This is a genomic window from Ensifer sp. ENS08, assembly GCF_014852195.1.
GTDB classification, from domain to species: domain Bacteria; phylum Pseudomonadota; class Alphaproteobacteria; order Rhizobiales; family Rhizobiaceae; genus Ensifer; species Ensifer adhaerens.
On record NZ_JACVBF010000001.1, the window covers coordinates 246,179 to 269,334 of the forward strand.

The 23,156-nt window shown below is 62.6% G+C and carries 18 protein-coding genes, 1 pseudogene and 1 riboswitch; of the genes and pseudogenes, 11 read left to right on the top strand and 8 right to left on the bottom strand.

Features of this window, described 5'->3' with window-relative positions:
- The first annotated feature begins 71 nt into the window (after nt 1–71).
- Complete coding sequence (locus tag IB272_RS01260) at nt 72–506, top strand: VOC family protein (RefSeq protein ID WP_060584122.1); 435 nt, start codon at nt 72–74, stop codon at nt 504–506.
- A gap of 130 nt (nt 507–636) precedes the next feature.
- Here the strand turns inward: IB272_RS01260 and IB272_RS01265 are convergent, their stop codons facing one another.
- On the bottom strand, nt 637–1,065 hold the full coding sequence (locus IB272_RS01265; protein ID WP_060584355.1) for a BA14K family protein: 429 nt from the start codon (nt 1,063–1,065) through the stop codon (nt 637–639).
- A 416-nt stretch (nt 1,066–1,481) separates the two neighbouring features.
- Here IB272_RS01265 and IB272_RS01270 point away from each other — a divergent pair.
- Nucleotides 1,482–2,492 (top strand): annotated as a pseudogene (locus IB272_RS01270) (GH25 family lysozyme); the annotation flags it as partial.
- Between the two features lie 249 nt (nt 2,493–2,741).
- Here the strand turns inward: IB272_RS01270 and IB272_RS01275 are convergent.
- Both IB272_RS01275 and IB272_RS01280 read right to left on the bottom strand, forming a co-directional pair.
- The gene (locus IB272_RS01275) at nt 2,742–3,836 is read right to left on the bottom strand and encodes a hybrid-cluster NAD(P)-dependent oxidoreductase (RefSeq protein ID WP_034801131.1); all 1,095 of its coding nucleotides are present in this window, start codon (nt 3,834–3,836) and stop codon (nt 2,742–2,744) included.
- Between the two features lies 1 nt (nt 3,837).
- Nucleotides 3,838–5,082, bottom strand: coding sequence for an aromatic ring-hydroxylating dioxygenase subunit alpha (locus tag IB272_RS01280; RefSeq protein ID WP_060584120.1), 1,245 nt, complete (start codon nt 5,080–5,082; stop codon nt 3,838–3,840).
- A 103-nt stretch (nt 5,083–5,185) separates the two neighbouring features.
- A riboswitch (cobalamin riboswitch) is annotated at nt 5,186–5,387 on the bottom strand.
- A 317-nt stretch (nt 5,388–5,704) separates the two neighbouring features.
- Between IB272_RS01280 and IB272_RS01285 the strand changes: the two genes are divergently transcribed.
- The 3 genes from IB272_RS01285 to IB272_RS01295 all read left to right on the top strand — a co-directional run bounded on the left by IB272_RS01285 (nt 5,705) and on the right by IB272_RS01295 (nt 8,934).
- Nucleotides 5,705–6,304 carry a DUF6656 family protein gene (locus IB272_RS01285; protein WP_034801127.1) on the top strand — a complete coding sequence of 200 codons (600 nt, stop codon included), beginning with the start codon at nt 5,705–5,707 and terminating at the stop codon, nt 6,302–6,304.
- Between the two features lie 77 nt (nt 6,305–6,381).
- Nucleotides 6,382–7,356: an L-threonylcarbamoyladenylate synthase gene (locus IB272_RS01290; RefSeq protein WP_060516346.1), complete on the top strand. Its 975-nt coding sequence runs from the start codon at nt 6,382–6,384 to the stop codon at nt 7,354–7,356.
- 144 nt (nt 7,357–7,500) lie between these two features.
- Nucleotides 7,501–8,934, top strand: coding sequence for an FAD-binding oxidoreductase (locus IB272_RS01295; protein ID WP_060584118.1), 1,434 nt, complete (start codon nt 7,501–7,503; stop codon nt 8,932–8,934).
- A 69-nt stretch (nt 8,935–9,003) separates the two neighbouring features.
- On the opposite strand, the gene IB272_RS01300 is transcribed toward IB272_RS01295, so the two are convergent.
- Nucleotides 9,004–11,478 carry a DUF1217 domain-containing protein gene (locus tag IB272_RS01300; RefSeq protein ID WP_060584117.1) on the bottom strand — a complete coding sequence of 825 codons (2,475 nt, stop codon included), beginning with the start codon at nt 11,476–11,478 and terminating at the stop codon, nt 9,004–9,006.
- A gap of 343 nt (nt 11,479–11,821) precedes the next feature.
- Between IB272_RS01300 and IB272_RS01305 the strand changes: the two genes are divergently transcribed.
- A complete protein-coding gene (locus IB272_RS01305) occupies nt 11,822–12,388 on the top strand; it encodes a DUF6101 family protein (RefSeq protein ID WP_034801118.1) in 567 nt (188 codons plus the stop codon).
- A gap of 401 nt (nt 12,389–12,789) precedes the next feature.
- On the opposite strand, the gene ubiA is transcribed toward IB272_RS01305, so the two are convergent.
- The 3 genes from ubiA to IB272_RS01320 all read right to left on the bottom strand — a co-directional run bounded on the left by ubiA (nt 12,790) and on the right by IB272_RS01320 (nt 15,616).
- Nucleotides 12,790–13,749 carry a 4-hydroxybenzoate octaprenyltransferase gene (ubiA, locus tag IB272_RS01310; RefSeq protein ID WP_034801116.1) on the bottom strand — a complete coding sequence of 320 codons (960 nt, stop codon included), beginning with the start codon at nt 13,747–13,749 and terminating at the stop codon, nt 12,790–12,792.
- Between the two features lie 74 nt (nt 13,750–13,823).
- The gene (locus tag IB272_RS01315; protein WP_060516353.1) at nt 13,824–14,630 is read right to left on the bottom strand and encodes a MipA/OmpV family protein; all 807 of its coding nucleotides are present in this window, start codon (nt 14,628–14,630) and stop codon (nt 13,824–13,826) included.
- A gap of 170 nt (nt 14,631–14,800) precedes the next feature.
- Entirely contained in the window at nt 14,801–15,616 is an 816-nt protein-coding gene (locus IB272_RS01320; RefSeq protein WP_192444183.1) for a helix-turn-helix transcriptional regulator, read from the bottom strand.
- 109 nt (nt 15,617–15,725) lie between these two features.
- Between IB272_RS01320 and IB272_RS01325 the strand changes: the two genes are divergently transcribed.
- The 5 genes from IB272_RS01325 to IB272_RS01345 all read left to right on the top strand — a co-directional run bounded on the left by IB272_RS01325 (nt 15,726) and on the right by IB272_RS01345 (nt 22,509).
- Nucleotides 15,726–16,922 (top strand): MFS transporter, encoded by a 1,197-nt coding sequence (locus tag IB272_RS01325; protein ID WP_060516356.1) that lies wholly within the window; start codon nt 15,726–15,728, stop codon nt 16,920–16,922.
- 173 nt (nt 16,923–17,095) lie between these two features.
- Nucleotides 17,096–18,136, top strand: a complete 1,041-nt coding sequence (locus tag IB272_RS01330) for a spermidine/putrescine ABC transporter substrate-binding protein (RefSeq protein ID WP_034801108.1) — start codon at nt 17,096–17,098, stop codon at nt 18,134–18,136.
- Nucleotides 18,133–20,502: a GGDEF domain-containing phosphodiesterase gene (locus IB272_RS01335; protein WP_060584114.1), complete on the top strand. Its 2,370-nt coding sequence runs from the start codon at nt 18,133–18,135 to the stop codon at nt 20,500–20,502. Before IB272_RS01330 ends, IB272_RS01335 begins: the two co-directional genes overlap by 4 nt.
- Nucleotides 20,503–20,610: 108 nt before the next feature.
- A complete protein-coding gene (gene purD, locus IB272_RS01340; protein ID WP_060584111.1) occupies nt 20,611–21,882 on the top strand; it encodes a phosphoribosylamine--glycine ligase in 1,272 nt (423 codons plus the stop codon).
- A 105-nt stretch (nt 21,883–21,987) separates the two neighbouring features.
- Entirely contained in the window at nt 21,988–22,509 is a 522-nt protein-coding gene (locus IB272_RS01345; protein ID WP_060584109.1) for a plant virulence effector HPE1-like domain-containing protein, read from the top strand.
- Between the two features lie 118 nt (nt 22,510–22,627).
- Here IB272_RS01345 and IB272_RS01350 read toward each other — a convergent pair whose 3' ends face one another.
- Nucleotides 22,628–23,131 (bottom strand): DUF523 domain-containing protein, encoded by a 504-nt coding sequence (locus tag IB272_RS01350; protein ID WP_034801098.1) that lies wholly within the window; start codon nt 23,129–23,131, stop codon nt 22,628–22,630.
- Nucleotides 23,132–23,156: the final 25 nt, after the last annotated feature.

Here is a 23,156-nt window from a genome sequence, read left to right on the forward strand (position 1 = left end):
CGGTCGGAACTCTCCCCAGGCGTTCGGTGTTGTTTGGAGCGACGTCCCCGTAGACCGTGGAGATTGGAAACATGGCGCTCAAGCGAATGGACAACATAGGCATTGTCGTCGAAGACCTCGAAGAGACGATCGATTTCTTTCGCGAACTTGGCCTTGAGCTCGAAGGGCGGGCGACGATCGACGGGGAATGGGCCGGGCGTGTCACCGGGCTCGGCGATCAGCATGTCGAAATTGCCATGATGCGCACGCCGGATGGCCACAGCAGGCTCGAGCTTTCCCGCTTCCTCGCACCACCGGTCGTCGCCGATCACCGCACTGCCCCGGTCAATGCGCTTGGCTACCTCCGCATCATGTTCGCGGTCGACGACGTCGACGAGACGGTTGAGCGGCTCCGCAAACGCGGCGCGCAGTTGGTCGGCGAAGTGGTCCAGTATAAGGACGCCTATCGGCTTTGCTATATCCGCGGTCCCGAGGGCCTGCTCATCGGGCTCGCCCAAGAACTTTAGCCACTGCAGGACAAGTTGTCGCCAGGCACGGCGCGATCATCGCCAGGCCCATCGCTCCCAGCTATGGCGGCCTCATGTGATCCCAGGCGAAGAAGGGCCAGGAGCGGAAGCGCCCGGCCCTGCCTACCCTTTAACTATAGGGCGAATAGCACTGGCGGCGCGGGCCGCCATAGGGCTGATAGGTATTGTCGTAGGCCCGGTATGAGCGGTAGCGGTCGTAGCACCACTGCACATGGCGGCTGCCATAGACGGGGGCAGGACGCGTGTAGCGCGGCGGCTGGGCGATCGCTCCACCGATAATCACTCCGGTGCCGAAGGCTGCCATCGGATACCACCAGCCATTGTAGTAGCGATAGCCAGGGCGGCGGTAGTTATAACCGCGGTAGCCGTTGTAGTAGTAATAGCCGCCACGACGCTCCATGCCCGGTCGGCGATACTGGACGTTCTGTGCATCGCTCTGCCGCTCAAGGCGCGGCGGTGTCGGCGTGAAGGCCTGCGACGGGGCGGCCGACGTCGCCAGCACAGCCACCGCAACGGCCACGGAAAACCACCGGCTCATCCCGGAATTGAGAACGTTCTTCATAAAATCCCTCCATCACCGAACGCATTTTGCGCGGCCCGGTTTCGGGTTGCCGCGGCATTTCAACCTTTCCATGATTTCACCCGGACCGAGGCCGATACGGGGATGTCCCTCAGCCGGGAAATCCGAAATCGACCGATAACGCGTAAGTCACCGGTTTTGTTCCATCTTCCGCCTCCTGCGGGATCAGGTGGCGGGGCCAGCACCCGTTGCTGCAGCAAGGCATTGCCGCATCGTCGACCAACGCCTTCCCGGCTGATCTTCAGATCGCGAACATGAAAGCAATTGCTTATATACAGCCACAGGTCGGTATACATTCGCGCGTCGCTCCCGCACAGTCCGCTCGGGGGCTGGGATTTACGATGCGTTAACGATACTGTCGGCAATCTCAGAGAATGGCAAAGCGGTGTATCTCGACGACAGGGATGATTCTGCGCCTCGCGACCTTCATCGGTCTGGCTTTCGCGGCGGCGATCGCACGCGCCGGTGAACTGGAGCCCTGGAAGACCAAGTCGAATGCCATCATCGTCGACGCCTATGAGATGAACAGCATCGACTGGGAAACGATGCTTGGCGACAAGCGCGTTTCCGGTTTCATCGCCAAGGCCTCCGACGGCCTGCCCGAAAGCTTCTCCTGCACCGGCGACCACAACGGCGACACCTTCAACCACTGCAAGACCATGTGGCGCAAATACGCCGTCAGCCGCGAGCTCTACCAGACCCGCCGGATGATTGCCCGTTCGCACGGGCTGCTGTGGGGTGCCTACCATCTTGCCCGCCCGGGCAATCCCGTCGACCAGGCGAACCATTTCCTCGATTACGCCGATCCGCGCGACGACGAGCTGATGGTGCTCGATCTCGAGGGCATCGATCCGGACAAGTACATGTCGCTGGAGGACGCCGCCATCTTCGCCGGGCACATCAAGACCCGGACCGGGCGCTACCCGATCCTCTATACCAACCACATCACCGCCAAATACATCGCCGCGCACCGGGCCAAACACCGGCTGCTGTCGCGCCTGCCGCTCTGGTACGCCCGTTACAAACCGGATATCCGCCAGGTTTTCCCGATGGGCAACTGGGACAGTTACGCGCTGTGGCAGTTCTCCTCGGGCATCAACTGCGGCAAGCGCCGCTGTCCCTACCGCGTGCCGGGAACGCTTGACGACATCGACGTGAATGTGGCGGCAATGTCGCCGCTGGCGCTGAAAGCGATCTGGGCACAGGGCGCCTTGCTGCCGGAAAAGCCACTGCCGCTGATGCTCGTCGCCCAAGCCGAGCGGGGAACGGGCATGCTGGCGGTGGCAAGGGCGACTGCGATGTTTAGCGAGCCGCTGCTCGTGAGCCGCGCTGACGCTACGAGCGGCGCCGGCAGCGGCGTCGACATGTTGGTGACCGGCTCGATCGATTTCGCCCGCCAGGACCGTGCCCTGCAGGTGGCGATCGCCGGCAATGAGGCCGCCCAGGGCGCCTGCTCCAAGACGGAGGCCGGCACCGACGCCCCGGCAAGCGTTTCCGCCAATCCGATCCCCTGCAACGCGCCCTAAAGCCTCTCGCTTGAAAAAGCATTCACGCGACAGGCATTAAGCGCTTGTTGTTATGCATGTCGTTGCCGCAAAACCGCTGCACACTTTTGCGCGACATCATAAAAGCCTTCAAGCTTCGATCTGGACGTCTCCGAGCGGTCGTGAGCAGCAGGCGAGGATGTAGCCCTCATCGATCTCGTCGTCGAGAATGCCGCCATTGTGGCTCATATCCACCTCGCCTGAGACCTTCATCACCCGGCAGGTACCGCAGATGCCGCCTTCGCAGGCAGCGCCGATGCGCACGCCGTTGGCGCGCGCCGCCTGCAGGATCGTCTGGCCGGGCTTGGCCTCGATCTCCTTGCCGCTCATGGTGAAGGCGATCTTGGCGGCCTGGACCTCGCCCTCGTCACCGGCGCCGGCGCGCACGGCAATCTCTTCCGCCGCAGGTGCGGCGGCCGGCTGGAAGCTCTCCTCGTGGTAGCGGCCCATGTCGAAACCGGCCGATTTCAGCATCTCGCGCACGCCGCGCATGAACGGTTCGGGGCCGCAGCAGAAAACGGTGCGGTCCATGAAATCGGGCGCAAGCAGCGGCAGCTTGGCGCCATCAATGCGGCCGCGAAGCCCGTGCCAGCCGTGGCGTGCCTCATGTCCCTCGACGATGAAGCCGAGGTTCAGCCCGGACATCTGCGTCGCCAGAACCTCCAGCTCCGAACGGAACAGCAGGTCCTCCGGACGACGCGCGCAGGAGATGAAGGTCACATCCGTCTCCGGCACGCAGTCCGCCATCCAGCGCGTCATCGACATCATCGGCGTGATGCCGGAGCCGGCCGAGATAAACAGGTATTTGTCGCCGGGATGGCGGACGAAGCTGAAATCGCCAAGCGGGCCAAAGGCGCGGAGTTTCATTCCGGGCTTCAGGTGCTCGAACATCCAGCGGGTGCCGATGCTGTCTGACTGCGCCTTGACGGTCACGGCGATCGACAGCGGCCGCGAGGGCGTCGACGACAGGGTGTAGGTGCGCATCACTGGCTCGTCGGCGACGGGCAGTTCGAGGGTCACGAATTGCCCGGGCAGATAGCGAAACCAGGCGGGCTTTTCGGCCCGGAAGGTGAAGGTCATGACATCGGCGGTCTCGACGACCGCCGATGTGCATTCGAGCATCTGCTGCCGGTCGATCCAGACGTGGAGCGCGTCGAAATGGTGAAACGAAGAGGCCATCTGCATGTCAGGCGACCCTTGAAAGCGGAGCCGCGTCGCCGGCAAGGCGCTGCTCCATGAACTTGCAGTACCACTCGACGAACTGCATCACGCCACCCTCGTGCTCGGGCGAATAGGGACCGGGCTCATAGGCCGGTGAGCGGATGCCGAAGGCATTTTCCTCGACGATCTGACGGTCCTGGTCGTTGGTCTCGGTCCAGACATGCGTCAGTTCATCTAGATTGTAGTCGACGCCTTCGACCGCATCCTTGTTGACGAGCCACTTCGTCGTCACCTGAGTCAGTTCGGGCCCGAGCGGCAGCACCCGGAAGGTGATGGCGTGGTCGGCGAGCACATGGTTCCAGGTGGTGGGATAGTGGAACATCAAGAGCGTGCCGATCTGGCTCTGGGAGACGTCGGCGGACAGGGCCCGCCTGACGGCGCGGGCGCCCGACATGGTGTAGCTTTCGGCATTGTCGACAAGCGGCATGCGGGCGGCGCGGAACTGACCGGTCGGCGACATCTTAAATTCGCTCGGCAGGCCCTCGGCCTCGCACTTCGCCCAATGTTCGGCGATCACAGGATCATCCTTGGCGCCCTGCACCCCGGTCGCCGTCGGCGCCTCAGGATAGGTGCGGCAGAGTTCCGGATGATTGGCGGCGCAATGGTAGCATTCGCGGTTGTTTTCCCAGACGAGCTTCCAGTTGCCCTTCTCGATGATGGTGCTTTCGAACGCGACCTTGGTTTCGCCGAGCCGATGCGGCGCAAGATAGGGCAAGGCCATGTCGCGGAACGTCGTGAAATCCATCGGCTTTTCCGACAGGTTGATGAAGATGTAGCCGCCAACCGTTTCGCAATGGATCGGCTTCAGACTGTGGGCGGCCTTGTCGAAATCCTCTCCCATCTGCCGGGCAAAGAGCAGCGAGCCGTCGAGTTCGTAGGTCCACTGGTGATAGGGACAGACAAGCTTTGCCGACGAGCCTTTCGCCTGCGTGCAGACGCGCGAGCCGCGGTGGCGGCAGGAATTGTGCAGCGCCCGGATGGCGCCCTGGCGGTCGCGGGTGATGACAACGGGGTAGTCGCCGACCTGGACGGTGAAGTAATTGCCGGCCCGCGGGATCTCGCAGTCATGGCCGATGAACAGCCAATCCTTGTACCAGATGTTTTCCAGATCCTGCCTGTAGTAGTCGGGATCGATGTAAAAGGCCCGGTCGAGGCTGTAGCCGTCCCGCCTGCCCTTCAGCTTTCGAAGCATATCGTTTCTGGTGTCCATGTCCTGTCCTCATGCGCCATGTTTCGGAGAGGCAGGACAGGAACCCGCACGGGCGCACACCCATGCGTTTGAGGCTCCGATCCGGCTGCCCGCCGCAACCCGTTACGGTTATGTCCGTCAAGGCTGGTTTCCGGGCTCAGGAGCCGTCCTTTCGGACCTGCCCGGCGCCTTCCCGGACGAACCGTCCAGTGGCCTTTGCCGAGGCTTTCGCTCCACCACCGTTGCGGGGGCAGCGCCGGGATTTGACCGGCTTCCCAATTCTCCATCTTCCCTTCGAAGACGGCACCTTGAGTAAGGATATGTAATCGCGGAAGTCACCTTGGCAGCTGCCCGATAGCGACATCCAATTCCAGAATGACGACACGGAAAAAACCGCCACAAAAGGCCACCGTCTTAGAATTTTTACATTGCAAACATATAGATAGATCACATCTTGGGCAATTGCCGACTTTTGCGGCGCGGTCGGCGCAGATGCGGGAGGGCTTCGCCCGTTTGCGACATCGCGTCAGATAGAGAACGCTAATGATGCAGCCAGGACGAAATCATTCATTAACCATGAGCCGCTAGCCTAGCCGGCGGACGAGAGAGGTCCTGCAGGCAGGCAGATGGCGCGCTGACGATCATGGCAAAGTTGAGATACTACGACGCGACAGCCGAGAAGCTGCCGACAATCCCGCCGAAGGTGGCGGTTCATACCGAATTCCTGCGCACGGGCCGGATCAACCGCAGGCAATGGTTGCCGAGCGAACGCCGGTATTTGAGCTATGAGGAAGTCGCAGACAGGACGGGCAAGAAGCTCAGCACCGCCGGCGACACGACCCATAAGCGGATCAACGGGTTCCACAACTCGATCCAGTTCCCGAAGATGATCTTCCACCGCACGCTCGTCGGCCGGCCGCATCTCGGCTACTGTCACGTGACGGCGGCGCGTACGCCGGTTACTCCCTCCAAGGACATCACCTGGTCCTTCTACTTCGCCAACTTCTTCTGCAACCTGGGCGACGAGACGCATTTTTTCGAGAGTATCCAGCCCGGCTATTCACGCATGTACTTCGCCGTCGCCATCGAACCGGGCGCCCAAGCCGGGCAAATGGTCATCAACCGCAACTTTCGTGACAACGGGCTGCTGTTTCGCACGGATGATCCCAAGGTCGCGCTGAAAAACGTACTGATGCTTGGCGCCAAGGATGACGCGTTGCGTCGCATCATTCGCAGCCTCTGAGCCGAACCGGTTCCTTCAAAGAAAATCGTTCTGTTTTTCCGGTGCGTCCGTTAAGGAAGCGTCGGAAAGGAAACGGCATGGCTGAGATCATCGACACGGATAGAGAACCGGACCGCGCGATCGCGCGCGCCTGCGCCGTTCTTGCCGAAGGCGAGCCGGTCGCCATTCCGACCGAGACCGTCTACGGCCTTGCCGCCGACGCTACCAATCCCGATGCGATCAGTCGCATCTACGAGATGAAGGGGCGCCCGCGCTTCAATCCGCTGATCTCGCATGTTTCCGACATGGCGATGGCCGAAGCCCATGTGCATTTCGATCCGATTTCGAGGCAGCTGGCCGAAGCCTTCTGGCCCGGCCCGCTGACGCTGATCCTTCGGCAGCGCGCCGACAGCACGGTTCATGCGCTGGCGTCCGCCGGCCTCGACACGCTCGGCATTCGCATGCCCGACGGTTTTTCCCGCCGGGTAATCGCCCACTTCGGGCGACCACTGGCCGCGCCCAGTGCCAATACGTCGGGCAAGATCAGCCCGACCAGTGCGGTCCATGTGGAAGCCGATCTCGGCGAAAAACTGAAACTTATCCTCGACGCCGGCCAGGCCCAAATCGGCCTTGAGTCGACGATCATCAAGGTCGACGGCGACGAGATCCGGTTGCTTCGGCCGGGTGGCCTCGATGCCGCCGAGATCGAACGCCTGCTTGGCCGTCCAGTGACCCGGCCGGAGACGGCGGGAGCGACGATCGAGGCGCCGGGCATGCTCGCCTCGCACTACGCGCCCGGCGCTGCAGTCCGGCTCGATGCCGCCGAGGTGCATGCCGGCGAAGCCTTGATCCGTTTCGGCGGCAATCGGATCGCCGGCGAAGAGCAGGCGGCCGTCGTTCTCGATCTCAGCCCGACTGGCAATCTGCGCGAAGCCGCCGCCAATCTCTTCGACTACATGAAGCGGGCGGATGCCAGCGGCGCAGAGACCATCGCCTTCGGGCCGATCCCTTCGGACGGGTTGGGGGAAGCCATCATCGACCGGTTGCAACGGGCGGCGGCACCGCGAGGGTAAGATAGTGTGCGGCATCTTCTCTGCACCCACCCTCATCGAACGGCACCAATTGCGGTTATGATCGCCGCCAACCAGGAACCGAGGACCAGATCCTCAGATCGACCGATCCGATAGCGCGCGCAGGCGCAATGCGAAGTGAGGCCCATGACCACCCTTCCCTCTCCCGAACTCATCGCTTCCTTCGCCGAGATCGTCGGCAACACCAACGTGCTGACGGACGAAGCCGACAAGGCGCGCTATCTCGTCGAATCGCGCGGACTCTACCGCGGCACGACGCCGATGGTCCTGCGTCCGGGCAACGTCGACGAGGTCTCGCGCATCATGAAGCTCGCGAGCGCCACCCGCACGGCGATCGTGCCGCAGGGCGGTAACACCGGCCATGTCGCCGGGCAGATCCCGCGGGAGGGCAAGGCAGACATCGTTCTTTCGCTGGAACGGCTGAACCGCATTCGCGACATCGATCCGGTCGGCAATGTCATCGTCGCCGATGCCGGCTGTATCCTCGCCGATATCCAGAAGGCGGCGGACGAGCACAATCGCCTGTTCCCACTGTCGCTCGGCTCGGAAGGTTCAGCCCGCATCGGCGGCAATCTCTCCACCAATGCAGGCGGCACCGCCGTGCTTGCCTATGGCAATATGCGCCAGCTCTGCCTCGGCCTCGAAGTGGTGCTGCCGACCGGCGAAATCTGGGACGGGCTGCGCCGGTTGAAGAAGGACAATACCGGTTACGACCTGCGCGATCTCTTCATCGGTGCCGAGGGCACGCTCGGCGTGATCACCGGCGCCGTGCTCAAGCTTTTCCCGAAGCCGCTCGGGCATCAGGTCGCCTTTGCCGGAGTCGGCAGCGTCGAGCATGCGCTCGCTCTGTTCGAAAAGGCGTCCAGCCTTTGCGGGCCGGCGTTGACCGGCTTCGAGCTGATGCCGCGGCGCGGCGTCGAATTCACCACCAAGCACATCCCCGGCGTTCGTGATCCGATGGAAACGGTCCATCCCTGGTACGCGCTGATCGATATCTCGACGTCCGATAGCGCCGAAAGCGCGGAACGGATGGTGCAGGACCTGCTGGAGCAGGGATATGCGGCCGGCCTCGTCGAGAATGCAGTGATTGCCGCCAACGAGACACAGGCGAAGGCGCTGTGGCACATGCGCGAGAGCATGTCGCCGGCACAAAAGCCCGAGGGCGGCTCGATCAAGCACGATGTCTCCGTGCCCGTCTCCAGCATTCCGGCCTTCATGAAGGAGGCGGATGCCGCCGTCGTGAAAGCGATCCCCGGCGCCCGCATCTGCTCCTTCGGCCACATGGGCGACGGCAACATCCATTACAACATTTCGCAGCCAGTCGGCGCCGACAAGCAGGCCTTCCTCGACCGCTGGCGCGAAATCAACGCCATCGTCCACGGCATCGTTCTGAGCTACAACGGCTCGATCTCCGCCGAGCACGGCATCGGCCAGTTGAAGCGCGACGAACTCGCCGAGGTCCGGGCGCCGATCGAAATCGAGCTGATGCAACGCATCAAGCACGCGTTCGATCCTGCAGGTATCATGAACCCCGATAAAGTGCTGCGCGCCGACGGTTGACGACGCGCCGTTTCGCGCGGTGCGCGGCGATGCAGCAACAGTCTTGGGCTGACCGTCAGACGGCGTGCGTCAGCGGCCGCCTGCGCGCAATTGCGAGAGCGACAGCAAGGTCTCGGCACTGACGCCAGCGCTGCCGCCGCCAGTCAGAATCGCGAGACCGGGCGATACATCCTGGTTGTTCTCGACGTCGTAGAGCGCCGTGAAGCGTTGCAGAAGCTTCTCAAGCTGACCCGGCTGCTGCAGTTCCTTGATGTTGACGGTGCGCTCGATAAAGGCCGCCTGGGCCTCGATCTTGGCGTTCTGCAAGCCCTCCGGCATGCTGTAGGCGGTCTTGATGACCTCGAACAGGGCGCGATCGGCCAGGATGTCGTAGGCCGTGTTGATGTCCGAGGCCTTGCGCTTGAAATAGAGCGCCAGGCGAATGCCGCCGTTATCGGCGCCCTCCTTCTCTTCGAGCGACTGATTGAGGAAGAGATCAACGGTGGTGACGAGACCGCGGCGGGTCTGGATCTGCCCTGCCTCGCCCCTGACGATCTTGCCGTCCTTGTCGAAGTTGAAGGACGAGACGACCTCGCGATACTTCAGCCCATTCGGGTCGGTGTTGATGAAGCTCTTCGGATCTTCGAGATCCGACGTAAACATACTCCTGAGATAGTCGGACTTGACCGTCTCCGGATCGATACCTGCGCCGACGAGAACCATGTCGACCAGCCGGCGGTTCTTGAGGAAGGCATCCAGCGTTTCGATCTTCGCGATCTCGGAGGTGTAATATTTGGCTTCTTCCTGGGCCTTTTCCTTCGCGATCTTCTTCTCGTCGTCCGTGCCGAAGCGGGACTTGGCGACGATATAAGCCCGCGCCGTATTCATGATGTCGCCGTCGCTCTGGGCGAGTTTTGGTGCGCCGAGAGTCCCGTCCGGATTGAAGTTGAACGCTTTCACGAGCTTGACGTAGCGTTCGTCGCGCAGCGTGTTGACGTAGCTTCTGGGATCGTTGAGATCGCTCGTCAGAATGCGCTTCAGATCACGCTTGCTCAGGCCCTCGTCTTCGAGACCGAAGGCGCTGAGCGTGAACTTCAGTACGCCATTGTCGGCCAGCAGCTTGTCGACCGACTCCATCGAATTGACCAGCAGCTTGAAGCGCTTGACCAAGGCTTCGTCTTCGGCATCGCCCTTGTCATTGTAGCGGACCATGTAGCCGTCGGACGTCTTCTTCAACTGATCGGCGTCCTGCGCCGTCTTGCCGGGCTGCAGCGTGCCGTCGGGCCGGAAGTTGAAGGCTTTGTGCATTTCCTTAAAGGCGGCATTGTACTCGCCGCCCTGCGTGTTGACGTAGCTGTTCGGGTCGTTGATGTCGCTGGTGAGGATGTTTTCGATCGTCGACGGCACGGTCGTCGACGCTTTGAGGCCGAAGGCCGTGACGAGGTAGTTGAACAGCCGGCTGTCGCTGGTCAGCTCGGAGATGCTGGTGACGCCGGCGATCTTGCCTTCGTAATATTCCTTGTTCAGCAGTGCCCCGGCGCCGGTCAGGCGCGCGCCGCCGAGCGGCGTTTCGCCCGGTTTCTTGAACACGTAGATATTGTTGAGTTCCGTCTTCTTTGCGTCGCTTATCGCCTTTTCGCCGGCCGGCACGCTGCCATCAGCGTTGAAGTTAAAGGTTTCCGCCAACTTGATGTAGGTTTCGAGATTGCGGATGCGCCCGTTCAGCGTGTTCAATTCCTCGCCGAGCGATGCGAGCAGCGCGGGCGCCTGGTCGCGTGGCGGAAGCTTGGCATCGAGATCGGCGACGATCGCGTTGTGCTCGTCGATCTTGGCCTGAATCGCCGGCTTGTCGGCAGCGGGCGCCTCCGCAAGTTCGGACGTCAGCCTGTTAATCTCCCCGAGGGACTTGAGCCGCGTCTGAAGGTCAGTCTGCAGCTTGAGCGCTTCTTCCCGCCTCGTCACAGCGGCCGTGCGGCTTGCGGTCAGAGCGGCAGGGTCGCTGGTCAGCGCGTCGCGGACCTCGGTGTAGTTGAACGTCTTCGGGTCAATATCGAAGACGGTGAAGGCAAACGAACGCAGTCGTTCGTTGCCGAGGAACTTGTCGACATCGGTGACGAGATCCATGGCCGCGCCAAAATAGGCCATCTCTCCGCGCATGGCCGTGTCGAGGCTGGCGATCCGCTCGTTGTAGAGACCGATCAGCGCATCCTGCTGTGCGTTGGTTTGAGCCACCGGCTTCGACGAGCTGAAGCTGAAGGCCTGCGCGAAGTTGCGGTAGCGTTCATCGGTGAGACGGTTGGCAAAGCTGCTTTCGTCCGAAAGATCGCTTTCCAGCACCTTGCGCATGAAGGCCTTGGCATAGGTCATGTCCTCCAGGCCATGCGCTTTCATCGCGTATGAGTAGAGTCGATAGTCGTTCAGAAACTCCTCGACAGTTTTCACGCTGCCGATGTTCTCTTTATAATACTCCGCTTCGCGCGCGATCTGCGGCTGCTGGGCAATGCGGTTGAGGCTGCTCCTCATGTCCCGCGTGATGCGACTGTAGTCGAGATAGGTCGATACCATGCCCTGGCGCCTTGTCGGTTACCCATGGGGACAGGCTGGACCCGAGCCCCGAAACAGAATTCTGACGCGTCATGATTGCAGGACTGGCTTGCGTGTGGCTTTTCCCGGCAGTTCGAACGACGGCAAAGGTGCGCCTGATCGGAACGAATGCGGCCGCGCTGTTGACGAAACGGAAACCCTGACCGGTCGGCTTTTGCTAACCATCGAGAAACGCAAAGTTTTCTTAACCGCGAATTTTAAGTCGTTCGGAAAGGGCGCCGCCTATTCTCCCGCTCATAGAGGACGAAAAGTCCCGACGAGAAGACCGGAAACCGGCTCTCAAGGAAAAACAAGGGCGATTGAAATGCGCAACACACTCTCTCAACCCGCATGGGTCGAAAACACGCTCCGTCTTGATCCGCAGCGCTTTCCACAGCAGGCGAGCTACGCCTTGCGCGGTCACACCGGTAATGTCACGATCAGCCTGGACGAGCGTGGCGCAGTTCTGCGCAAGGTGCTACCATCGAGCGGCCTGCCGCTTTCGATCGCACTGCCGGCGCGCGCATTCAAGGGGGTCGCGGCTCGCGCGATCGATCACGGCGACGGAGACGTTACAGTGACGCTGGAACTTCATCACGACGACCCGGACCTCTGTGTCCCGCTGCTCGTCGCACACGACCTGTCCGACATCGCAGCCGACTGGCGCGCCTGGGCAGAAGCTTATCGCATTCCGATGCTCATGGTCGAAGCGGATGGCGTGGCAAGGCCGCTCGAAGAGCACCTTGGCGACGTGCGCACCGCGCCCGTCAAGCCGCGCCGCCGCCACTCCTTCTTCGCAGAGCGCCGCCCGCGCTTCCTCGTGCGCCGCTCCACCGGCACGCTTGGCGTACACATGAAGATCGACGGGCGCGAGATCATCGCCCGCAGCTGATTGAAGAGCCTACCTCCAGCGCGACAGCCGGCCGTTCCCTGCGGCCGGCTGTCGCGTTTGGCGAGGTCAGATCTGTCGGGACATTTTCTTCGTGCACGCATGCACTGGGGTCGTCGCCGCCTCCCCCGACGATTTACCGAATGTTCCCCCGGAAACAGTTGCGTCGCCTTCTTCGTGCCATATGGGCTGCATAGCCAAGACCACGAAAGAAGGAGAAACCCGATGCGCAAGCACATCGCCTCAGTCGTTGCCGCCGTCCTGTCCAGCTTCCGTGCGCGTCACGAGGCGAGGAAGCGCAAGGCCGCCCGCGACATCAGCTGGGCCTGAGATTTTTGCGGCCCGCAACAGGCAGGCCGACCATGGGGCAATGAAGACGATCCTCCGCCGCAACGGAGGATTTTTCATATCAGGCGCAGGAGAAGCGCCAGCACCAGCCCGGCGAAGATGATCAGACCGACGATGCTGTTGAACTTGAACAGCGCCAGGCACTGTGCAGGATCATGGATGTTCAGGACGAGGATCTGATAGGTCAGCATCGCTGCTGCGATCAGGAGGCCGACATAGGCGACGGCACCGGCGCCGGCTGCGACGAACGACAGAAGGACGAGCAGCGTCGCGATGCCATAAAGGCCGATCAGCCAGGGGCGCGGGTTTTCACCGAAACGCCGCGCCGTCGAGCGCACGCCGATCAGCTCATCGTCCTCCTTGTCCTGGTAAGCGTAGATCGTGTCGTAACCGATCGTCCAGGCGATGGCCGCGCCGTAAAGCAGAACGGCGGCAACCGACAACGTGCCGAATTCGGTCGCCCAGCCCATTAGCGCGCCCCAGGAAAACGCCAATCCCAGAAAGAACTGCGGCCAGTCGGTAAACCGCTTGGCGAAGGGATAGATCGCGACGATCGCCAGCGACAGGATGCCGAGCACGATCGAGAAGGTGTTGAACTGCAGCAGCACGACAAGGCCGACAAGTGCCTGCAGCACCGTGAACACCTTGGCCTGAAGGCGCGAGACACGCCCCGACGGCAGCGGCCGCGAGCGGGTACGGGCAACCTCCATGTCGATGTCGTGATCGACGATATCGTTGTAGGTGCAGCCAGCACCACGCATGGCGATGGCGCCGACAGTGAACAGGAAGCAATGGAACAGGAAGCGGCCGAAGGAGAATTGACCGGCACTCGCCGACACACCCGACGCCAGGGCCACGGACCAGAGGCAAGGCAGCAGCAGCAATTGCCAGCCGATCGGACGGTCCCAGCGGGCAAGCTGCGCATAGGGCCAGAGCGCACGCGGCAGCACGCGATAGACCCAGTTGTTGGACGGCGCGTCCTGAACGCGGCCGGAATCGGCAGAGATTGTGTTCATATCCCTGTTTGACGCCGCAGGCCCGGCCGGTCAAGCGGCGAGATCGCCGCCGACAACGGGAGGAAAACGCCTGATCAGGGAAGCGTGAAGTCGAAGCGGTAGGTTGCCGACAGACCGACGAGAACCTGGTTGCGGCTGCCGCGTTCGCGAACGAGGCTGGAATCGGCCGCCGGGCCAAGCAGGCGCTTGTATTCGGCATAGGCGCTCGTCTCGAGCTTTTCGGTTGCCTGCCAAGTGATCGCAGCACCGATACCGGCCGAGCCGACGCCGCCATGCGGGGTATAGTTGCTGAGACCGGACGCCGTCGCCTCGCGATCATTCACGCCGTAATAGGCCGTGTAGTAGCCGCTGCTGGCTGCCGACAGGCGCGGGCCGCCGGAAATGCGGACATTGCTGCTAACATCGGCAAAGGCGTCCGCCGCGACATCGGCAACGACGCCGTGGTGACTGCGGATACCCTGGCGGACTTCGGCGCGCACACGCAGCCAGTCGGTCGGGTAGACCTCGGCAAAGCCGCCGGCTTCACCGCCGAACTTGACCGGATCAAGTCCCTTGAGGTCGCTGGACGTGCCGGCATCGCGTTCGAAAATCAGCTTTCCGACGAGACCGGCGCGGAAGCTGCCCTGGTCGACCAGCGCATAGGACATGTTGTCGTTGCGCGAGGAGAAGCGGACCGTGCTGCCGGCCTTGCCGAGCGAGATCAGCGGGGCCGCCTGGAACATGCGCTTGGAAGCGCCTTCGTATTTCGGGCCGTAAAAGCCGGTGGCGCCGACCTTCAGGTACCAGTCACCGGACCAGAAATGTTGGCCGTCACCGGCGGAGGCGGCATTTGCCGACAGCAAAAGGGTTCCAGAAAGGAAAACAAGAGAACGGATACGCAAGAAACAACTCCGGAAGATTCATTCGCCGGGGCGAAATTGGCCGTGCCGTCGGGCCGAAGGAGGGAGTGGGCAGGAACGGCACAGGGCGAGTTATTGGCCCTTGTTCCTACGATTCCGTTAACCAGGTCAATTCAGCTTTCGTTTCCCATGAGCGCCGTAGCTGCCCGCGGTCACTGGCCGAGATAGGTCTTCAGATAGACGCTCGAAGGGCTGCCGAGCATGCGGCGGAACATCGTCGTAAAGGCCGCGACGTTCTCATAACCGGCATCGAGCGCCACATTGATGATCGGCTCGCCGTCGGCCAGAAGCGGCAGCGAGGCGAAGATGCAGGCCTGCTGGCGCCAGGTGACGAAGCTGACGCCCGTCTCGTTGCGAAACAGCCGCGTGAACGAGCGGCGGCTGAGACCCAGCCTGTCGGCCCACTGGTCGATGCTTGCGGCCGCCGACGGCGCCTGCAGGAATTGCCGGCAGAGCGCCGCAAGCTTTTCGTCGCGCGGGAACGGCAGGCCGAGTGGGCGCTCCCGCAGCCGGCCGATTTCCTCCAAAAGCAGATCAGTCACCAGTTGTTCGCGCCGCTCCGACATCGCCTCGTTCTCTACGCTGACGAGAGCATCGACGAGGCTGCCGGCCAGCGGGTTGATTTCCATGACCATCGGCCGCTCGGCGCGCAAAAGGTCCGGCGCGAAATAGATCGAGTGCATGCGCACGTCGCTGATCATCTCGGCCGAATGCTCCACGCCCGCCGGGATCAACAAAGCGTGGCCGGGCGGCACCATCCACCGCCCGCGCTCGGTGCGCATCAGCACGACGCCGCCGCGCGCCCACCACAGCTGGGTCCGGGTGTGTTTGTGAAAAGGCACGAGGAGGCCGGCATTGTAATCCCGTCCGAGCGCGAGCACCGGGGCGTTTCCCGTCTCGACCCAGTCGAGGTTCCGGAAGTGATCGTCATCGGGAAGCTGCGGCAGCGGATATCGGCGGATCGGCATTTGGCCCACTCACGAAAGAAATCGACCAGATCACAAAAGCAGGCCAACGGCAACCTCAGTAGAGATAGGCCACGCCGCACACAACCTTCGAGACGGCAAGGAATCACCCATGTCTACCGTGACTTCAACTTCCGGGATCTCCCCGGAGAAGACGGCTTTCTCCGTCATCCTGGCAGTCAGCTTCTGCCATATGCTGAACGACATCATGCAGTCGCTGCTGACGGCACTCTATCCGCTGCTGAAGGCGAACTACTCGCTCGACTTCGTGCAGATCGGCCTCCTGACCTTTACCTTCCAGCTGACGGCATCGATGCTGCAGCCGGCCGTCGGCATCATCACCGACCGCTGGGCCCTGCCCTATTCCCTGCCGCTCGCCATGCTGTCGACCTGCAGCGGCCTGATCCTGCTCGCCAACGCCCATGACTTCTGGGTTCTTCTGGTTGCTGCCAGCCTGATCGGCGTCGGCTCGGCGATCTTCCATCCGGAGTCCTCCCGCATCGCGCGCCTCGCCTCCGGCGGCCGCCATGGCCTGGCGCAGTCGCTGTTCCAGGTGGGCGGCAATGCCGGCAGCGCCATGGGTCCGCTGCTCGCCGCCTTCATCGTCATCCCCTTCGGCCAGGGCAGCCTCAGCTGGTTCTCGATCGTCGCGATCATCGGCTTCTTCGTGCTCTCCTGGGTCAGCACCTGGTATGTCCGCCATCGCCGTACGACCATGAGCCGCGCTGCGCCGAGCCGGGCGCTGCCTCTGCCGAAAGGCCGGGTGATGTGGGCTGTTGCCGTGCTCGTGCTTTTGACGGCCACCAAGAACGTCTACATGGCGAGCATCTCCAGCTACTTCACCTTCTTCGTCATCGAGAAATTCGGCATCGACGTACAGCAGGCGCAGTTGATGCTGTTCCTGTTCCTGGGCGCTGCCGCCGCCGGGACCTTCCTCGGCGGCCCGATCGGCGACCGCTACGGCGCCCGCTTCGTCATCTGGTTCTCGATCCTCGGCGTCATCCCCTTCGCGCTGATGCTGCCCTATGCGAACCTCTTCTGGACCGGCGTGCTCTCCGTCATCATCGGCCTGATCTTCTCCTCGGCCTTCTCGGCGATCGTCGTCTTCGCCCAGGAGCTGGTTCCCGGTCGCGTCGGACTGATTGCCGGCGTCTTCTTCGGGTTCGCCTTCGGTTTCGGCGGTATGGGCGCTGCCGTACTCGGCATCTTCGCCGACCGGCAGGGCATCGAGTTCGTCTACACGATCTGCTCCTATCTGCCGCTGCTCGGCATCCTGACGATCCTCCTGCCGAAGATCCCGACGCGATAGCCGCTCCGGCAGAAAAAAACAGAAAACCGGACCGGGCGCCGCCATGCGGCGCCCGGTTTTCGTCTGTGCGGCAAACGGCACGCGGCACCCCGGCCACTCGTCGCAGCCCTACGTAATCATTCATCAATTTTTGCGCGCTACGGTCGTCTGACGGGCTTGGGCAGGGGTACACAATGCAGGGGCGAACGGCGATTCCGGCCTTACTGGCGACGTTGCTCTTTGCAACGGCGGCACCGGCCGAGACCCTGAACCTGCTCATCTGGGAATCCTATATCGACCAGAAGATCCTCGACCGCTGGTCGTCGATTACAGGCGTGTCAGTGCACCAGGTCTATTACGACAGCGGCGATACCCGCGACGAGGTGCTGGCCGATCCGAACAGCCGCGTCGATCTGGTGGTAACCGGCGAAAACAGCGCCGCTCTCTTCGGTCGCAAGGGCGTTCTCGAAAAAATCGACGAGACCAACGTCGCCTCGCTCAGGGACTATGACGAGAGCTGGCGCAAGCGCTGCTCCGGCCGGGGCCTGCCCTATCTCTGGGGCACGATGGGCATTCTCTACCGTTCCGACGTCTTGGCCGAAGCGCCGACCTCCTGGCAGGATCTGATGCGCCCTGCCGCTGCGCTTGCCAAGCATGTGGCCATGTACGACGACCACAACGAGGCCTTCGTCGCCCCGTTGATGCTGCTCGGCCAATCGATCAATACCAACGACAGCAGCACGCTGAAGGCCGCCTTTACGCTGATGAAGGAACAGGCCCCTTCGGTGCTCACCTACGAATACATCATCAGCGCGATCCAGAACCCTGCAGTCAGCAAGGACATCTACATGGCGCTCGGCTACAGCGGCGACCAGCACGTGCTGAACGCCAAGGCCGGCACCCCTGGCGTGTGGCGTTATGCGGTTCCGAAGGAAGGCACACTCTCCTGGCTCGACTGCATGTCCGTCGTTGCCAATTCGCAAAACAAGGATCGGGCGCTGGCGCTGCTCGACTATCTCGGTTCGCCGGGAAGTGCCGCCGCCAACGCGCTGGCGCTCAACATGCCGACGGCAAGCCGGGCGGCCCACGCACTCCTGCCGGAAGAGGTTCGCTCCGACCCGGCGATCTACCCCTCGCCCGACATTCTGGCCAAGAGCCAGTATCAACAGGAACTGTCCACAGAGTCGGTGCAACTGCGCCGGCGCATCATCAGCACATTGGCGAATTTCCAGTGAACCTCGGCAAACGCGCGCTCATCCTGATCTTTCCCGTGGTGCTTGCCGGCTATCTGCTGGCGGCGGTCTCGGTCCACGTCACGCAGAGCCGCTCCATTCGCGCGCTCGAGCATGCCAAGCTGTCGCAGCGCCTTGAACATGCGGCCGCCGTCTTCCAGAACGAGATCGGCCGCAGCAAGGGCTTTCTCAATGCGCTGCTGAACGGCAATTCGCTGCGCCAGTACGTTTCCGAAACCGATGCGAGCTACCGGGCCAATGCGCTCGGCGTCCGGCTGCAGGAGAGCGTCAAATCGCTGCTCGACGATCCGACGGGTTATGTTTCGCTCGCGCTTCTGAGTTCGGAACTCAAGTCCGAATACTATTTTGAAAACAGCTGGGATCCGTTCGCCGAGATCGACGAGGCGCAGCTCAACCTCGCCCGCCGGCTGATCCGCGAAGACAAGCTCGCCGACTGGACCTATCTCTACGAAGCGGGCCAGAGACCGCGCATCGTCTATTCGTTCTTCCTCGACCCCATTGCCTTTACCCGGCCGTTGCCGAGCAAGAAATCGAACGCCCTGCTCGTTCAGGTCGCGATCCAGCCCGACCGCTTCCTCGACATGCAGCAGGCGCTGAAGAAGGAATACGGATCCGACATCGTTCTGCAGCCCTGGCCGCAGGCCATCACCGACGACCTTTCGGCAAGCGTGCATCTCGGACCTTCGCTCTATGCGACGCTCACCGTTTCGAGCGAGCATTTCGACGCGCTGATGGCGCGGCAGAAAATCCTGCTGGCGCTCGGCGCCGTCGCCATGAGCCTGTTCTCGATCTGGTTGATCATCATGTTGATCCGCCGCTTCATCACCGATCCGATCGCCACTCTCGACGCCAATGTGATGGCCGTGATGGTGGGTGCGCGCGACGAAATCCGCGATATGGAAGAAAAGGGCGAGATCGGCCGCCTCACGGAAAACATCCGCGAACTGCACCGCCAGTCGGTGCAATCGCTGAAGCTCGTGCAGCGCAGCTCCTGGACCGATACGCTGACCGGGATCAGCAACCGTGGCCACTTCAACGCACTCGCCGCCGGCGTCGTTCGCGAGGCGATCGCAGCCGGCGAGAAGTGCAGCCTGCTTTTCATCGACATCGACAACTTCAAGTTCGTCAACGACAAGCATGGTCACGAGATCGGCGACGAACTCCTGAAAACCTTGGCGGCCCGCATCGCCGAGCGGGTCGACGTGATCACCGAGCGCCGCGGCCAAAGGCCGGCGATCCTCGCGCGCCTTTCAGGCGACGAATTCGCCGTGCTGGTGCGCTCGCGCCCGGGCGACGGAACGGTCCGGGAAATCTCGGGCGCCATCCTCTCGCTGTTCGAGGACGGCTTCGAAGTCTCCGACAAGCGTTATCCGGTGACCGCAAGCATCGGCGCTGCGATCTGCCCGGATGACGCCACCAACCTCACCGAACTGATCGCGAATGCCGATGCGGCAATGTATCAGGCCAAGACCAGCGGCAAGAACCGCTCCGCCCGCTACTCGCGCGCGCTTCACGACAAGCGCACGCGGCTGCGCCAGATCCAGGACGAGCTGCGCTCGCTCGATCCAGACGAACAGTTCCACCTCGTCTACATGCCAATGGTCGATACCGAGGGCCGGGTCACCGGCTGCGAGGCGCTGCTGCGCTGGTACTCGCCGGTGCTCGGCAACGTCACGCCGGATGAATTCGTGCCGATCGCCGAAAGCTCGGGGCTCTTCACCAAGATCGACTGGTGGGTGATCAACAAGGCGATGTCCGACTGCGGCCAGTTGAAGGCCCTGTTCGGCCCCGAAACAGTGCTCGCCATCAACATTTCCTCGGCCGAACTGCATTCCAAGGCGATCGCCGACCACTTCGCCGACTGCCTGGAACGGCATGGGCTGGAGGCACGCTCGATCGAGATCGAGCTTACCGAAACCTTCGCCGTCAAGTTCAGCGACCAGCTTCGCCGCAACATCGATGCGCTCCGCCAGAACGGCTTCCGGCTTTCGATCGACGATTTCGGCGCCGGCTACACGTCCGTGCAGCAGATCATCGAATACACCGCCGATACCATCAAGCTCGACCGGGCGCTGGTGTCGAACCTCACCGCGTCGCATTCCCTGCCGGTATTGAAGGCGCTGATCGCGCTCTGCCACGCCAAGGACGTCGCGGTCGTCGGCGAAGGCATCGACACGCCGGAGAAACTCTCCATGCTGACGGCTGCCGGCTGCGACCTGTTCCAGGGCTACCTCATCAGCAAGCCGCTGCCGATCGAGGATCTGGCGATCTGGGCGCTGACACGCACCGCGCGTTATGCGCACGACGAAGCGCTGGACGAGCAACAGAGCCGCCAGGCCATCGCCTGAGATGGTGGCGATTGCGAGAATCGCCACCCGAACTCCCGTTTTCCCTTGACCTTGCCGCCCTGCCGTCCTAACCGCAGCGCAATATTTTTCGGGATATCGGGGGCTGCAATGAAGGTTCTTCTGATCGGATCGGGTGGGCGCGAACACGCCCTTGCATGGAAGATCGCGCAGTCGCCGAAACTGACGAAGCTTTATGCCGCACCGGGCAATCCCGGCATCGCCGAAGAAGCGGAAATCGTCACCCTCGACACGGACGACCATGCAGCGGTCGCCGACTTCTGCCGCAAGGAAGCTATCGATTTCGTCGTGGTAGGACCTGAGGGTCCACTGGTCGCCGGCATCGCCGACGTGCTGCGCGCAGCCGGCATCGCCGTCTTTGGCCCCTCTGCCGCGGCCGCCCAGCTTGAAGGCTCCAAGGGCTTCACCAAGGATCTCTGCGCCCGCTACGATATTCCGACCGGCGCCTATGGCCGCTTCACCGATGCGGAGAGCGCCAAGATCTATGTGCGTGAACAGGGCGCACCGATCGTCATCAAGGCCGATGGTCTCGCCGCCGGCAAGGGTGTCACCGTCGCCATGACGCTCGACGAGGCGCTCGCCGCCGTCGACGACTGTTTCGCCGGCGCCTTTGGCGCCGCCGGCGCCGAAGTGGTCGTAGAAGCATATCTCGATGGCGAGGAGGCAAGCTTCTTCTGCCTCTCAGACGGCAAGACGGCGCTGGCGCTCGCGTCGGCCCAGGACCACAAGCGCGTCGGCGACGGCGATACCGGACCGAACACCGGCGGCATGGGCGCCTACTCGCCGGCCCCGGTCATGACGTCAGAGATGATCGAGCGCACGATGAAGGAAATCATCGAGCCGACGATGCGCGGCATGGCGGAAAGCGGCCATCCCTTCTCCGGCGTGTTCTTTGCCGGGCTGATGATCACCGCCAAAGGACCGGAACTCATCGAATACAACGTCCGCTTCGGCGACCCGGAATGCCAGGTGCTGATGATGCGCATGAAGAGCGATCTTCTGCCGCTTCTCTATGCCGCGGCGACCGGCACGCTCGCCGGCATGACTGTGGAATGGCGCGACGAGACGGCGCTGACCGTCGTGATGGCCTCCAAGGGCTATCCGGGCAGCTACGCGAAGAACACGCCGATTGACGCCCTCCCCGCAGCATCCGACACCACCAAGGTGTTCCACGCCGGCACAGCGATGAAGGATGGAGACCTGGTCGCAACCGGTGGCCGTGTGCTCAACATTACGGCGACAGGGGCAAGTGCCGGCACGGCCAAGGACAGGGCCTATGCGGCACTGTCGGCCGTTTCCTGGGACAACGGCTTCTACCGGCACGATATCGGCTGGCGCGCGGTCGCGCGCGAGAAGGCTTGACCGGAAACCGGTCAATTCGCGGATCATTCTATTTTTACCAATTCTCCTGACGGGAAAGTAAGGGAGCGCGCATATTCTCGCCGATAACGATCCGGGAGAAAAACGATGCGCCTGTTGCTGATCACTACCGTCCTTGGGCTTGCTGCTGGCAACGCCGCGGCGTCGTCGATCGAAGCGATCGCCTCCGGCACGACCGACAATGCCAGCGTCTCCACGGTTTCCTGCGCCGATTGCCCGCCGTTGCAGTCGCGGAAAAAGGTCACCTACGTCGTCCCGACGATCGCGGCGGGCGACGAGACGATCGAGCTCAAGAAAATCAACGGCGAGATGAAGATGGTGCGCACGGAGGCCTGGCTCGGCGGATCGCCGGTGGTGTTCGTCAGCAAGCCGTCCCACGAGATGATCAGGACGGCCGCGGCCGAAACCGACGATGCTGCAACGGTGACCGTTTCGAACATCGCAAACGACCAGAACCCGCAGGCTTCCAGGCCGGAGTTTCTTTCCATCGATCAGACCGCAAAGACCGCCGCGGTGACCCCGATCGGCGCGTCCATGGTGGCTGTGCCCGTGGCCGACGAGAGCTCACAGGATTTTGATCCGTCCACCCTCGAACTTCGGCTAGACTGATCGCCTATCGGGAAAGTTCCCTGCCCCGCTCAGCCGTCCCCTGCATTTAAAGGCTGACGGGCGTATCGCTGTAAGAGCGAGAGATTGCGCCCCTGAGAGAAGCGGGGGCGCAATCTTTTTATTGCGAGCCTTCCAATTCATCGATCCGCGCGACCAGCGCCTCTATCTGTCTGTCAGAATAGACTTCGACGCCGTTGGCGAGGAGCAAGGCGGCCGTTACGCCTTCACCCGGATGGCGCGCGCCGGAAAAGCTCCCGTCATAGACGAAACCCGACCCGCAGGACGGGCTGCCATCGATCAGGAGCGCGAAGCGACAGTCGGCTTGCCTGGCAAGCGAAAGAGCGTTTTCGGCAGCCTGTATGAACCCCTCGGTGACGTCGCCGCCGTCTATCTCCACCACCCTCGCCTTGCCGGCGAGCACGTCCTTGCCGACAGCGCCGGCGGCGATCTCGGCCGGCGGACGCGGCACCGGCATGCCGGCCGACATTTCCGGACAGATGGTCACGAGACGGCCTTCCGCGCGCCAGCGGTCGATCGCCGGGTGCAGGAGCGGCTTCGACTGGCCGTCATAGCGGACGGCATGGCCCATGAGGCAGGCGCTGACGAGAATTTTTGCGGGCATGCCTTTCTCTACTCCGGCGCCATGT